The sequence below is a fragment of the Methylobacterium sp. WCS2018Hpa-22 genome (assembly GCF_031843785.1).
In the GTDB taxonomy this organism is placed as follows: Bacteria; Pseudomonadota; Alphaproteobacteria; order Rhizobiales; family Beijerinckiaceae; genus Methylobacterium.
The window spans coordinates 1-12,995 of the sequence record NZ_JAVTJA010000014.1 but is presented as its reverse complement, the minus strand read 5'-3'; the positions used below and the strand labels follow the sequence as shown (position 1 = coordinate 12,995).

The window sequence follows — 12,995 nt, the reverse complement described above, 5'->3', positions numbered from 1 at the left end:
GTGAAGGAATGAGGGTGCCGGGTTTGACCTATGCCGCCCGGCGGAAGGTGAGAGCGCTAGGCGCGAAGCCTGAGCGCTGACGTCAGGAGGGCTTCTTCCAAGGGAGCTTGGAACCGCCACTGGCAGAGTTAGCGGCCGGGCGGGTCGGGGCGCTCCGCGGGGTCGCGGCCGGGGTCGCGGCGGGCTTGCTCTCGGGCGGGGTCGGGGCGCCTTCGTAAAGGTAGCCCTTCACGACGTTGCGCGTGCGATCCTCGCCGTTCCGGCTCTTGTATGCCTCGATCGCTACGCGTGCGAAGAACGGCTTATACAGAAGCTCGTCGGTGTCGGAGACGCCTCGCACGCCGGCCGCCTTGATGAGATCCTGAAGAGCCTTCTGACCGATTGCCTGAGCGGTCGCGTTCTCATGGCGGATATTGATCCGCTCGAAGATGGACTTGCCTTCGAACTCGCCGGACACGACCTCGGCCTTATACTCCAAGAGCGACCCGGTGCCCTTCGAGTTTGCCCGAACGTCGGCCTCGACGATCTGAAGCTCATAATCGCCTTCGGGCATCGGCTCGAAGTCGGGGGTTTCGATAACGTCGTCAACACTGAGAGAAAAGCCAAGATCGGCCACTGTTTAACGCTCCGGTATATCGGGGGGTGTGATGCGGTTTATCCGACGTCGGCTCAAGCGGCCGGCGCTAGATACTTGCTCAGCGCCGCGTAACCTTCGCCGCGCTTGTAAGGGAGGTCGGACGGCATGTTGAAACGGTTCTTCGCGATGAAGCCGGGCCGCTCTTCGACGTAAATGACGCGCTGACCGCCGCCTTCACCGTGGGTCACGGTCTTATTGAAGCCGGCCTCGACCTTCTTCAGGCTCACGCGATAGTTCAGGAAGGCGATCAGATCGGTCGACGCCTCGATCAGATCCGCGGCGCGCTTGTGAAGGTTGACGCGATAACGGTGATAGGGATCGGTCGTCGGCGAGTCGAAGCGGCCGATCTCGCAATGACCGAGCAGGATGACGGTCATCGCCTTGTCGCGACGAAGGGCGGTGAGACCTTCCAAGACCTCGCGCCACACGTTTTCCGCCTCGACGTAGCCCTTCCCGAAGCCGGGGTCTTCGATCGAGCGCCAGTTGTTCCGGCGGCACGCCTCGCCCCACACGGCCGCTTCGAGTTCCGAAACGGAGTCGATCACGAGGGTTTTGAACTCGTGCTCTTCGTTGTAGAGAGCGCCAATCGCCTCGATGACCTCACCGAAGGACTTGATCCCCTCCCATCCGTCGAGAGCGACGTCCGACGGCGCGCTTTCGCCGTCGAACTGAATCCAAACGGTAGCCGGGAACTCCGCGGCGAGGGAGGTCTTCCCCACGCCAGGGACGCCGTAGAATAACGCGATGGGCGAAGTGCTCGTCTTGAGCTTCTTCAGACTGGATAGGGAAACGGCCACCTTTGACTCCTCAGTGGACTACTTCAGTTCGGGCGGGGTTTTTGAGCGCCTTCACCCATGCAACGCGATCTTTCAGCGAGTATCCAATGCCGAGAGTCGTGCTGATCTCGAATGAGAATTGTTCGGTCTTCTTCCGAATACGAGACAGGAATACGTCGATCGTCTTTCGGCCCGGAAGCGATCCGCTGCCGCCGTAAAGAAGAGCAATCATCGAGTCTTTCGTCACGACGTCGTTCTTCAGTAGGGTGAGCACTATGGTTCTTTCACTCGGCGTTAGTTTCCACTCAGAGGGAATGGCAAGATCGCGCTGGACGAGTGTTGAACGAAGCTGCTCGTTCTCCGCGCGAAGTCGTGTAATCTCTTCACGATCACATGATGCCGAGTTCATATCGCTCTGCCGCGAGAGACAAATTCGTTGTACTAATACCGACGGCCGCTTGACCCGACGACACAACCGATTTAATCGGTCTTTAAGGGGCGCCGGCCTCGGTTTTGGTGAAGATGTCTTAACCGTGGAGATAGGGCGGTGTCAACGGATATAACGGATATAACGGACCACGAGCGCCCAAAAAAAGTTTCTGATCCGGGGAACCAATCCAAGGTTGGCGGATTTGACGGATCGGCTAAGGGCCATCCGTTAGGGAGACAGAGAATGCTTGCGAGACTTGTACACGTGGAGAACTACCGGATGGCTGGCCTCGAATTGCTGAAGAAGCGCATAAGAGAGCGCCTTGCAAAACTAGAGATGTCAGCAAATGACGCCAGTCGGCGAGCCGGTTTAGGTCTCTCGTATGTCAATGATCTCCTAAGCGGCAAATCAAAGAACCCGGTCCCCGCTAGATTACAGCAATTAGCCGACGTCTTAGATTGCGATTTAGATTATTTAATGGGCAACGTTGACTCTCCCCGCCAAGGTCTAAGACTAATAGACACCGGAAGATCGGAGACCATGCAAATAGGCATGGGTTTAATGCCGGTTTATAATGTTGCGGAACTTGATGCCGAGGGCTTCTTTAAGCCTGAAGAAACGGCGATGATCGATGTTCCAGTTAGTTCAAAGCATCTCGCGACCGGAATATACGGAATCGTTGTGCCGGACGACTCCATGTCTCCGCGTTACCTCTCGGGTGAATATGTGATCGCGCAACCGAGCCGGCCCGCTTCGAGCGGTGGCTTCGCGGTTCTGCGTATGAAGGACGGCCGCGTTGCGATCCGTCGCCTCGATAGCATTCGGTTTGATAAGGTTGTCGCGTCTACGCTCGACGGTTCGGACTCCCGCGAGATCCTTCGCGGGGATATCGAGGCGATTCACCGGATATCGGGCTCGGCTGAGCTTACCGCCTAATGATGTGCGGCGGACCGTCCGTCGCCATCCGTTATATCCGTTGACTTCCTAGAAGTATGGGTTTACGGTCCGTTGCATTCCACCGGGAGCAACGGACGTGTCTCGTCAAGCAACCGCTATCCAGTTCGAAACCTACGGCGGCGGTCTCGTCGATCTTCTTGATCCGAGCGCCGAAAGCTTCACTCTTGAAGATGTCGCGCGGTCTTTATCCAGACTTTGCCGCTACAACGGGCATTCTCAAGAGTTCTATTCCGTGGCGCAGCACTCGTGCGTCGTCGCGGATTTGCTCCCCGAAGAGCATCGCATTCACGGCCTTCTTCACGACGGTCGCGAGTTCGCCGTTGGCGACATGGCGAGCCCGGTAAAGCGTGCAATCGCAATGCGTTGCCCGAGCTTTGCTGACGCCTTCCGTGCGATCGAAGAAGGCATCCACGCCGCAATCTATGAGAAGGCCGGCATCGCCCTTCCCTCTCCCGAGGTCGAGGCGCTCGTGAAGCGTGCCGACCTGATCGCGCTCGCGACCGAGCAGCGTGAAATCATGCGCTCGCCGAACGACTGGGCTCTCCCCTTCCCGGCCGCGCCCCGGCGCATCCGCGCCGTCGACTCGACGGCCGCCTATCTCATGTTCGCCGACGCGCTCGCCGAGTGCGGCGTCCTCGTCGAGACGATCCGCCGGCCCCGCGCCGCCTAACCCAACCCCTTCCCTCGTCAACCGATGCGCCGGGCCAAGCCCGCGCGCCTACAGGGCTCACCGATGCGCCTAACGATCTCGCGCGCCGATCTCGGCGATCTCATGAACCGCGGTGGCGCCTCGGCGCCGAAGATCACGACGATCCCGGTTCTCTCAAATGTGCGGCTTGCTGCCGTCGGTTCAACCTTGCGCGCCTCGACGACCGATCTGGATCTTCAGGCCGACGCCGTCATCTCGGCGAACGTCGAGGCTCCCGGCACGGTCACGGTTAACGCTTCTTCGCTCAAGACGATCGTCGACCGGCTCCCGAGCGGTGCCGAGTTGACGCTCTTCGTCGAGAAGAATGATCTGATCGTGAAGGCGGGCCGCACTCGCGCGCGGCTCCCGATGCTCCCGGCCGACCTCTTTCCCTCTCTCGACTTCGACGAGAACGGCGAAGCCGTGAGCTTCAGCCTTTCGGGATCGGACCTTGACCGGCTCTTCTCTCGTCCCTCGACGGCCGTCGCTAAGGACGCGGCCAGGTTTTACCTTGAAGGCGTCTTTCTCCACGTCGGCGGCCATGCCGAGCCCGAGTTGAGGGCGGTCGGGACGAACGGTCACATTATGATCGTGACGGGCGTCGACTTGCCCGAAGGCGTCGAGCAGATCCCCGGCCCCAACGGCGGGCGCGGCGCCATCGTCCCGAGTGCAACTGTTGCACTGGCACTCAAGCTCTTCCGCTCCGAGGAAGAGGTCGGTGTAACCGTCTCGCGCTCGAAGATCGCCTTCAGGGGCAAGGCGACGACGCTGATCTCGAAGCTGATCGACGGCACCTATCCCGACCACGAGCGGGTCATCCCGAAGGTGTCGAGCAACCGGATCTCGCTCGACCGAGCATCATGCACGGCCGCTCTCGGCATCCTCGAAGCCTTCATGACCGGCGACTCGGGGAACAAGATCGAGTGCGGTCCTGACGATGAAGGGCTCGCCATGGCGGCCGGCGCCGCTGAAGGCGACGGGTTCGCGGTGGCGGTCGCCGACTTCGCTGGCAAGGTGCCGAACTTCGGCGTCTCGTCCCGCTACCTCCGCACGATGCTCGCCGCGTTCGGCTCGGAGATCGTGACGCTCTCGATTGAAGATCCCGGCAGTCCTGTTCGCGTCTTCGCCGAGAAAGAGCCGCGCACGGTCGGCGTCGTCATGCCGATGCGCGTCACGACGAGCCTTCTCGCCGCGGAGCGCCGATGAGCCGGCGCGCTTGGTTCGTGTGGCGTCAGACTTCGACCGGCCAGTCCGGCGCCCTCTACTTCGACAACCTCCCCGGCCCCGACGGTCTCGCCTACGGCCCGAAGATCCTTGTGACCCACGAACTTCGCGGCCTCGACCTCGCCGACGTGCTCGCGAAGCGCCTCGGTCTCTCCGAACTCGCCCGTCGCTTCCCGGCGCCCCATGAGGCGCCGCAGGCTGAAGGATCTCGGTCTTGAGCCGCCGCAACCCTGATAAGCGCAAGCGCCCGGCGACCATCACGGTCCCCGATCGCGTCGGCCCGCACGTCCGACTGCTCTTCACTGAGATGCGTCGGCAAAACGTCACGTATGACGAGGTCGAAGAGGGCTCGGGCGTTCGCCGGGCCGCACTGAAGGCGTGGCGGCATAAGAACCGGCCGAGCCTGGAATCGATCGAGGCCGCTCTCGGCTTCCTCGGCTTCGACCTCGTCCCGATCCCTCGGGCGAAGGTTCTGCCGGCCGAGATCGTTGCTGAGATCCGCGAGGTCGCGGCCCGGCTCGATCTCGATATGCCCGCGACCGTGAAGCTGATCGTCGAGGTCGTCGCCGGCATTCACGCGCGCTTCGGCGAGGTCGCCACCGACGAGGCGCCGACGGTTGCCGAGGCCCCGCCCCGGCGCCGCTCCCGGCTCTTCCCCCATCCCGATCAATGTTCGCTCTTGGAGATCGCGAATGTCGTTCACTAACGCAACGCTCACCGAACGCATGGCGTCGCTTCTCGCCGGCCGCGGCGTCGACCTCGACCGGATCGACCATGTCATCTGCGCCCTGATCGAGGCTCGCTTCTCGTCGCGGGAAGTGACGCCGTGCCTCGACGCGGCCGTTAGCATGGCGAAGGGCTTGCTCGCCAGCTCGGGGACCGCGGCATGAACACGGTCTTCCTTCTCATGGCGCAGTACGGCGGCCGGGCGATCATCCCGATCGAACTCGTCGCTCAGGATTACTTCTCGCATCTCAACGCCGAAAAGCTCGTGCGTAAGATCGGAGCCGGCGAGATCGCCATTCCGCTCGTGCGGATCGAGGAATCTCAGAAGTGCGCGAAGGGCGTCCACGTTGCGGACCTCGCCGCATACATCGATAAGCGCGTCGAGGCGGCCCGAAAGGAATGCCGTCAGTTGAACGGGTGAGCCAAATCGCCAGCCCGAAACGAATGTGGGGCGCTTTGTGGGTGCCCGCAAAAAAGCCGCCATTTGCAGCCCGCCGATAGGGCGGAGAAGCAATCCGTAGAACTCAACAGATAGCCAATACAGGCATTGGCAGCTTAACCCTACTGCACAGGCCGCAGAAATTTGTTTGGTATGGACGAACAGGAAACAACTGACAGGGAGCCGATGATTGTGCTCCGCATTATTCCCCTTACGCCTTATGCTCGTTACGATCACGCCATCTTGACGGAGAAAAAATTACGATGATTGTCCGCGCCACATTAAAGTCGGGTCCAAGTAAAAGCCAACCAAATCTATCGATCGACATTACCCCTATAACCGTATTCATAGGGCCAAATAATTCGGGTAAGAGTCAAATACTAAATGAAATAAGCCAAGAATGTCGAAGCGGGGAACGTTGGGGAAATCGTCATCTATTGAATAGTTTAGAATTTTCTAATTTGGGAGAGAGCGAGGCGGAGAGGTACTCAAAATCCATTATTTTAGAGGGCAGCCATTATAACACCGGGTCTAAAGACATAGTATATGCCTCGGGGTCAACAGAAACCAAAAAAGTGAATAAGCATAGTTTACTGCGTTCTTTAATATATCCAAATGAAATAGAAGTCCGCAAACATTTTATCGAATTTTACCTTGCAAAACGGGTGATGTTTCTAAATGGAGAGGACCGCGTTAAGTTAACAGATCAACAGCCAGGAGGAGAACTGCAACACCCTAGAACTAGCTTTCAGCACTTGTTTGTTAACGATGAACTGCGCCGTAAATACAGCAACATCATCTATCGAAGCTTCGGACGCTATGCTGTAATTGACCCGATGTCACCACTAGGTTCGCTCACGCTCCGTCTCTCTAAGGTTGCCCCTCCCTCGCCGGAAGTTGAGCGGGGACTGGGAAATGCCTCAGTAGCGTTCTACGGCGCAGCGGAATATGTATCTCAGGCAAGTGACGGGATCAAAGCGTTCGCTGGTATAATGTCCGAAGTTTTAGCCGGAGATCCAAAAATTCTCCTTATCGACGAACCCGAAGCATTCCTCCATCCTGCACTTGCATATAATCTTGGTCGAGAAATATCGCAGTCGGTGACAGAGGTAGACAAGCGATTATTTGTATCAACTCATAGTTCTCAGTTTTTGATGGGCTGTATACAATCGGGTGTTCCAATCAATGTTGTCAGGCTTACATATCGTGACGGCGTAGCAACAGCACGACTTTTACCGAACGAGGAGATCGTTCGTTTGATGCGGCACCCCCTACTTCGCTCGGCAAACGTACTATCCGCCTTGTTTTACGAAAGTGTTGTGGTCACGGAATCCGATACAGACAGGGCTTTTTATCAAGAAATCAATGAGCGGCTGCTTCAAACAAATAGAGGCATAAATAACTGCTTGTTTCTAAACGCGCAAAACAAGCACACTATTCCTTTTATCGCCACACCACTACGTAGTCTTGGAATACCCACTGCCGCAGTATATGACGTCGACTTTATCGATGACGGGGGGAAGGAGGCTGCTCGGTATATGGAAGCCGCCGGCATTCCGGAATTGTTGCGCCAGGGATACAATACAAATCGCTCGCAGATATCGAGCGCCCTGCGTCAGGCCAATCCTTCGTTCAAGACTGAGGGCGGAATTAATGTTCTAGAGGGTTCTGTTAAGACGGCCGCGAGAAATTATTTTGATATTATGGACAGTTACGGTTGTTTTGTCGTGCGTGAGGGGGAAGTCGAGTCGTGGTTGAAGGAATTAAACATTAAGGGCCACGGATCACCATGGCTTTTAGGTGTATTTGGAAAAATGGGAGAAGACCCAGGCTCGGAAGATTACATAAATGCTGCCTCTGACGATGTCTGGAAGTTTGTTGATGAGATTGCGGAATGGCTATTAAATCCCCACCGCAATGGCATGCCCGATTGAAGGGTAACCGCCGCTATAAGATGATCACCCTATACGGTCTGGTACCCTTAGCGGCCCAGATAATGGCGGAGGGAGCCTCCGCCAAACGCTAACGTTCAGTGCAGAAAATTTGCAATCGCTGAATAATGCCTTGTCACAAACTCAACTACCGAATTTAAAAATCCAAGTGATTTAACATTCTTAAATCGCGGAGCGAACTTATTCAATATCTTTATACAGACGCCGGCAAGAATTACACCTGCAGAAAGCCCCGTAGATATGGTTGCGTTTGCAAGTGCAAAAGCTGTATATTCTACGACTATTCCAGACATTGACGCGAATAGATTATTTAGGCTGGATAACAAAGCCGGAACTACTGCATGTGCCTGCACAATATCATTTAACACCGGCCCCGTCATGTCACGCAGTCGTTTGACTATTTCATTGTCGATCACATTACTGCTGGCATTAAGTTCGAGAGCAAGAGCGTCTGCTTGTTGAACAAGAGCATCACCGTCGACAAGATTACTATCTAATTTATCAGATGCGGCTAGGTAATTGTTCCATTCTTCAAATTGTCCCAACAGTATTGATGTCGTTTCAATAATATGCTCAATACGAACAGCATCTAATTCATTTAGCTCCGTGCGCGTAAAACTTAGTACTCTCTTGATAAGTTGCATATTGACACCGATAGACTCAATAGAGCAGTCTATCATCAAAGCCGATAAAGAACGCTGGAAATTTCTAATTGTTTTGAGAAATCTTTTATCTACATTGGAATTTGAATCAAAGTCTAGTATTAAATCGTCTAGTTGCAATACTACTTCTGCTCTTACCCTGTCGGCGGCATCAAAATCTATAACTCCGTTTAATCGCTTCGCATTGTCGAGCGTAATACGACCCTCGGTAATTTTTACCCGTATTGGAGCCGGCATCTCTTGAGGTATTGCCGGCTCTCTATAGACTTCATCAAACGAGCCCCGACCCAATCTTTTCAATTGGAAGACGGCAGCTTCCAGCTGCTCTGTAACCAATGCAAATTCGTGTCTTGAATCTAAGTGCTTTCGTACATCGATTCCTCGAACAAACAAAAACAGACCGGATTTCATATCTCCTAAAAAATATTCCACTAATACTGCTGCATCATTAAATTGTTCGTTAGTAATCAATCCGACTACGGCCCGGAACTCATCGCCGACATAAGCCTTATGTCGGAGCGCGAGAGGGTATGAATCCTTATTATTTGACATTCGATAAGCTTCATTCACAGCCCACTCCGCTAAATAGTTAGCGGCGTTAAAGCCATTCTGAATCAAAGTTATAATCGCTGCTTTTGCTTCTAAATAATCATCTTGATGTGCCATTCTTTCCTCGTCCTGCCACGTGTTAGATAAATTTGCTGAAAATTATCTTCGCAGAATATTTTATATAAGATAGCTGGAATATCAATTCGCAACAGCTTTGCAAAAGGATACGGCAGCGCTTCCTTCGACCGCCTTACAGGCAGACATACAGCATATGCCCTTACCAGCGAATAAGGTGTAAGGGGGCATCCGCCGAATTAAGGATCAAGGGACACATGAACTTCGCCGAGCAGGCGGCCGAGTTGCACCGCCTCGAAGCCGTGGCGCTCAGCCTCAGCCTCTCTGACGATCAGTATGAAGCAATCCTTCGGGACGTCGACGCAACAAGCAAGGCGTTGCCCGATGACACGCCCGCGTGGCGCCTCGCCGAGATCCGACGACGCATCCCTGAAGCCGCACGATAGAAACCCGGTCCTGTCCCATCCCGACGGCCGCTCTCGATCGCCTGAGCCGCGCCACGAGTCGCGTCGGTGGTCGGGGCCTGTCTTGCATCATCCGCTTGTGCGGGCCGCCCTGATGGCCTTCTGCGGCGCTTATATCGTCGACGTGCGGGACGTCCCTCGACCTACTGGCGAACCCGGCGAAGGCGGCGAATCAGTTTCGCTTTGACAGCCCTCACGTGACGGTCGTCGCTCGGGTACTTCAGCGCTGAAAAGAACCGAAGCGCTTCGGCGGCTAGAGCCGCATCGGTCGGTCCTAGAAATGCGCCGTCGCCGGTCGGCGCCTCTAAGTGTTCTGCAAGTTGCACTTCATACGGCGCTGACGGTTGCACGTTCGCCTACCTCCGGTTCGTTAAGAAGGTTTATTGTCCTTCCCCTCCCCGTTCAATCCGAAAAGGTTCCTATCCACAGCGAATTAGAACGAAGAGAGAACGAAAGAGGAACAACGGAGAACGTTGTTTCACTGTTCCGGTGCGACAGCAAGCCACTTCCAGCCGTCGTATTTATCTTTCGCACGCCGCACGTGCGCGTATCGCTGAAGGCTCTGCCAGGAGCGATGACCGGAGACCGCCGCCGCGAGCGGCACGGTGGCGCCCATCTCGAAGAGGCGGGACACGCCCTCGTGGCGCAGATCGTGGAAGTGAAGATCCTCGATCCCGAGCAGCGCGCAAGCCCGTGTGAAAGAGATTGAGATGGCGTCCGTCGAGTAAGGGAAGATCTCGCCCTTCGAACGTGGCATCGAGCGAATCACGGCGAGGGCTTCCGGCGGCAACTCGCACCACACGTCATTGCCGACCTTCTGGCCGGGGTTCTTCATGTTCCGCACCATGACGCGGGACGCTTCCTCGTCGAGGTCGTCCCATTTGATTCGGATGATCTCTTCCTGTCGACGCGTCGAGAAGAGCGCAAAGACGATGATCTTCACCATCGGGAGGGACGACGGCCGGCGGTGCCGAACGCCCTCGAAATGCGTCAGGATGCGATCAAGCTCTTCGAGCCTCGGCCGGCGAGTGCGCTTGCGACTGCGCGCCTTCAGCCCGAGCCGTTTGCTGACAGCCATCGCATCGCGCATGGCGCCTTCGTCGAGCGGGTATCCCCACGCGGGACGGGCGACGGCGAAGATCGCGCTCAGATGGGAGAGATAGTTGCCGACGGTTTGCGCCTGGACGTTCTGAGCGAGGCCGTGGGCAAAGTCGACGATGTGGTCGCTTCGGACCTCCGAGCATCGGAGCGCCGCAATCGCGTGCTTCTTGATTGTTCGGAGAACCTGAGCCTTCGTCTTGCCGATCTGTTTGATCGTCGTCTCCACGTACCGATCGATAACCTCCGAGAGGGTCGGGTCGGCGCCCTTCAGTTTGGCAAGCCCGCCGGGCGAAGAGAGTTCGGTCTCGCGGCGTTTGATCCAAGCGACGGCGGCAGTTCGGCGGTCGAAGGTTTGCGATTCGTGGTATGAGCGGCCGTCCTGCATGACGCGGACGCGAGCGGTGAAACCGGAAGTGCCATCCTTGCGCTTACGCGTTGTTATTGAACCCATTTTTCGATCCTTTTGGTACGGGGCTCGGCGATTTGGTACTTCGTACCAAACGGCCTAACAGAACCGACGGATATAACGGATAAACGACGGATACAAGCACCTATGGATCTCGCTCAAACCATTGAAAAACCGAAAAAACCCTATGATTTCAGCGACGGACGGTTTTCCGTTGCGCCGATGATGGATTGGACCGACCGATACTGCCGGTCGTTCCACCGCGTCCTGTCGCGCCGTGCACGTCTCTATACCGAAATGGTAACGAGCAACGCCGTTTTGCACGGAGATAGGGAGCGTCTGCTCGGATTCTCGGATGCGGAACATCCTGTAGCGGTCCAGCTTGGCGGTTCGGTGCCTGCGGATCTCGCTGCGGCGGCCCGTATCGCGGAAAGCTTCGGCTACGATGAGATCAACCTGAATGTCGGCTGCCCGTCGGATCGGGTCCAGGATGGACGCTTCGGCGCTTGCCTGATGCGGGATCCGACTCTCGTGGGGGAATGCGTGGCCACAATGAAGGCCGCGGTTTCGGTGCCGGTCACGGTGAAATGCCGGATTGGGGTGGACGATCAGGATACCGAGGTCGCGCTCGATTCCCTGGTCGATGCCGTGGAACGTGCGGGTGTCGATGGGCTCATCGTTCACGCCCGCAAGGCGTGGCTGCAAGGTTTGTCGCCAAAGGAGAACCGTGATGTCCCCCCCCTCGATTACGAGCGTGTGGCACGGCTGAAACGGAACCGTCCTTCCCTGCCGATCGCCATCAACGGCGGCATCGCCACGATCGAGGAGACGCTGAACCAACTGAATGCGGTCGACGGCGTGATGATGGGCCGCGCGGCTTATCACGAACCCGCACTTCTGTTGGATGTGGATCGCCTGGTCTTCGGCGAGGAGACCCCGGTCGCGGATGCCTTCGAGGCGGTGGAGGCGTTCTTGCCGATCGTTGCCGGGGCTTTGGCGCAAGGTATCCGCCTGCACTCGCTGACCCGCCATATGCTCGGATTGTTCACTGGGCGCCCGGGGGCCCGCGCCTACCGCAGACACCTGTCGACCTTCGGCACCCGGGCGGATGCCGATCTTTCGACCCTGCGCGAAGCGGTGGCTCACGTCTCCAGAGAGATTCCCGAAGGAGCAGCGGCCGCCCAGGCGGCCTGAGCCACAGGGCTCTTAACTGTCAGACGCGCGCTCGAAGGTGACGATGCTGCGGGTCTCACCTTCCTCGGTCCAGTTCGGCATGACACGCCAAGGGGTCAGGACACGAAGGCGCGTGTCGACGATCTCGAAAGATCGCGTCTGTTCGGTTCCGACCCACGACGGGTTCCAAGCGGCGTCGAGCTTGGCGGTCCACTGGTTTCCCGTGACAGTGAAACGCCCAGTGTAGGAGACCATCGTATCGAGAAGAGCCGCGCGCTCTTTATCGCTGAAACAAGATGAAGGCCCCCTCCCCTCGGACGCGAAAGAAGGGATCCCTATGGCCGGAAGCATCTTTCCTGAGGATGCCGGACCGGCGGTCGAGTTTCTTCAGGTCGGCATGAGGTCGTAAGCGTCCGGGTTTTCGCTTTGGGTTGTGATGCGGTCTCGGTGATTGGTGCTGGGGCGTTGGAGGTTGGGACCTGGACATGACAAAGCCCGCGGCGTTTATGGCGCTGCGGGCTGTGTGGTGTGATGTGTAGGATTGGTTGCGGGGACAGGATTTGAACCTGTGACCTTCAGGTTATGAGCCTGACGAGCTACCGGGCTGCTCCACCCCGCGCCAGGGTGTCTGCGGGCATGTGTAATGCCGGCAAGGTAGTGATCGTTGTGAGGGGATGCATACTGTTCTGTGCAGGTCTGGCGGCGACCGACTCTCCCGTGTCTTGAGACACAGTAC

The 12,995-nt window shown here is 57.1% G+C and carries 16 protein-coding genes and 1 tRNA gene; 10 read left to right on the top strand and 7 right to left on the bottom strand.

What is annotated here, in order from left to right; all coding sequences use genetic code 11:
* Window positions 1-82 precede the first annotated feature (82 nt).
* Genes RQI43_RS18345 through RQI43_RS18335 form a run of 3 tightly spaced genes read right to left on the bottom strand, consistent with a single transcriptional unit; the run spans window position 83 to window position 1,822 of the window.
* Window positions 83-616: a DUF669 domain-containing protein gene (locus tag RQI43_RS18345; protein WP_311276129.1), complete on the bottom strand. Its 534-nt coding sequence runs from the start codon at window positions 614-616 to the stop codon at window positions 83-85.
* Between the two features lie 53 nt (window positions 617-669).
* Window positions 670-1,434: an AAA family ATPase gene (locus RQI43_RS18340; protein ID WP_311276128.1), complete on the bottom strand. Its 765-nt coding sequence runs from the start codon at window positions 1,432-1,434 to the stop codon at window positions 670-672.
* Between the two features lie 10 nt (window positions 1,435-1,444).
* Entirely contained in the window at window positions 1,445-1,822 is a 378-nt protein-coding gene (locus RQI43_RS18335) for a helix-turn-helix domain-containing protein (RefSeq protein ID WP_311276127.1), read from the bottom strand.
* A 300-nt stretch (window positions 1,823-2,122) separates the two neighbouring features.
* Between RQI43_RS18335 and RQI43_RS18330 the strand changes: the two genes are divergently transcribed.
* The 8 genes from RQI43_RS18330 (at window position 2,123) to RQI43_RS18295 (ending at window position 7,811) form a co-directional block, all read left to right on the top strand.
* On the top strand, window positions 2,123-2,779 hold the full coding sequence (locus RQI43_RS18330; protein ID WP_311276126.1) for a LexA family transcriptional regulator: 657 nt from the start codon (window positions 2,123-2,125) through the stop codon (window positions 2,777-2,779).
* Window positions 2,780-2,876: 97 nt separating this feature from the next.
* Window positions 2,877-3,470: a hypothetical protein gene (locus tag RQI43_RS18325; RefSeq protein ID WP_311276125.1), complete on the top strand. Its 594-nt coding sequence runs from the start codon at window positions 2,877-2,879 to the stop codon at window positions 3,468-3,470.
* Between the two features lie 63 nt (window positions 3,471-3,533).
* Window positions 3,534-4,694 carry a DNA polymerase III subunit beta gene (gene dnaN / locus RQI43_RS18320; RefSeq protein ID WP_311276124.1) on the top strand — a complete coding sequence of 387 codons (1,161 nt, stop codon included), beginning with the start codon at window positions 3,534-3,536 and terminating at the stop codon, window positions 4,692-4,694.
* Entirely contained in the window at window positions 4,691-4,930 is a 240-nt protein-coding gene (locus RQI43_RS18315; protein ID WP_311276123.1) for a hypothetical protein, read from the top strand. The genes dnaN and RQI43_RS18315 overlap by 4 nt, the downstream gene beginning before the upstream one ends.
* A complete protein-coding gene (locus RQI43_RS18310) occupies window positions 4,927-5,418 on the top strand; it encodes a hypothetical protein (protein WP_311276122.1) in 492 nt (163 codons plus the stop codon). Before RQI43_RS18315 ends, RQI43_RS18310 begins: the two co-directional genes overlap by 4 nt.
* Window positions 5,405-5,602: a hypothetical protein gene (locus RQI43_RS18305; protein ID WP_311276121.1), complete on the top strand. Its 198-nt coding sequence runs from the start codon at window positions 5,405-5,407 to the stop codon at window positions 5,600-5,602. Before RQI43_RS18310 ends, RQI43_RS18305 begins: the two co-directional genes overlap by 14 nt.
* A complete protein-coding gene (locus tag RQI43_RS18300) occupies window positions 5,599-5,859 on the top strand; it encodes a pyocin activator PrtN family protein (RefSeq protein WP_311276120.1) in 261 nt (86 codons plus the stop codon). Before RQI43_RS18305 ends, RQI43_RS18300 begins: the two co-directional genes overlap by 4 nt.
* A gap of 281 nt (window positions 5,860-6,140) precedes the next feature.
* Window positions 6,141-7,811 carry an AAA family ATPase gene (locus tag RQI43_RS18295; RefSeq protein WP_311276119.1) on the top strand — a complete coding sequence of 557 codons (1,671 nt, stop codon included), beginning with the start codon at window positions 6,141-6,143 and terminating at the stop codon, window positions 7,809-7,811.
* Between the two features lie 95 nt (window positions 7,812-7,906).
* On the opposite strand, the gene RQI43_RS18290 is transcribed toward RQI43_RS18295, so the two are convergent.
* Window positions 7,907-9,157 (bottom strand): hypothetical protein, encoded by a 1,251-nt coding sequence (locus tag RQI43_RS18290; protein WP_311276118.1) that lies wholly within the window; start codon window positions 9,155-9,157, stop codon window positions 7,907-7,909.
* Between the two features lie 215 nt (window positions 9,158-9,372).
* Here RQI43_RS18290 and RQI43_RS18285 point away from each other — a divergent pair, with 215 nt between their 5' ends.
* A complete protein-coding gene (locus tag RQI43_RS18285) occupies window positions 9,373-9,561 on the top strand; it encodes a hypothetical protein (RefSeq protein ID WP_311276117.1) in 189 nt (62 codons plus the stop codon).
* Between the two features lie 496 nt (window positions 9,562-10,057).
* On the opposite strand, the gene RQI43_RS18280 is transcribed toward RQI43_RS18285, so the two are convergent.
* A complete protein-coding gene (locus RQI43_RS18280) occupies window positions 10,058-11,131 on the bottom strand; it encodes a site-specific integrase (protein ID WP_311276116.1) in 1,074 nt (357 codons plus the stop codon).
* Between the two features lie 102 nt (window positions 11,132-11,233).
* Between RQI43_RS18280 and dusA the strand changes: the two genes are divergently transcribed.
* Window positions 11,234-12,280 carry a tRNA dihydrouridine(20/20a) synthase DusA gene (gene dusA / locus RQI43_RS18275; protein ID WP_405030661.1) on the top strand — a complete coding sequence of 349 codons (1,047 nt, stop codon included), beginning with the start codon at window positions 11,234-11,236 and terminating at the stop codon, window positions 12,278-12,280.
* 12 nt (window positions 12,281-12,292) lie between these two features.
* On the opposite strand, the gene RQI43_RS18270 is transcribed toward dusA, so the two are convergent.
* On the bottom strand, window positions 12,293-12,610 hold the full coding sequence (locus RQI43_RS18270; protein ID WP_311276114.1) for a lipocalin-like domain-containing protein: 318 nt from the start codon (window positions 12,608-12,610) through the stop codon (window positions 12,293-12,295).
* Window positions 12,611-12,801: 191 nt separating this feature from the next.
* Window positions 12,802-12,878, bottom strand: a tRNA-Met gene (locus RQI43_RS18265).
* Between the last annotated feature and the right edge of the window lie 117 nt (window positions 12,879-12,995).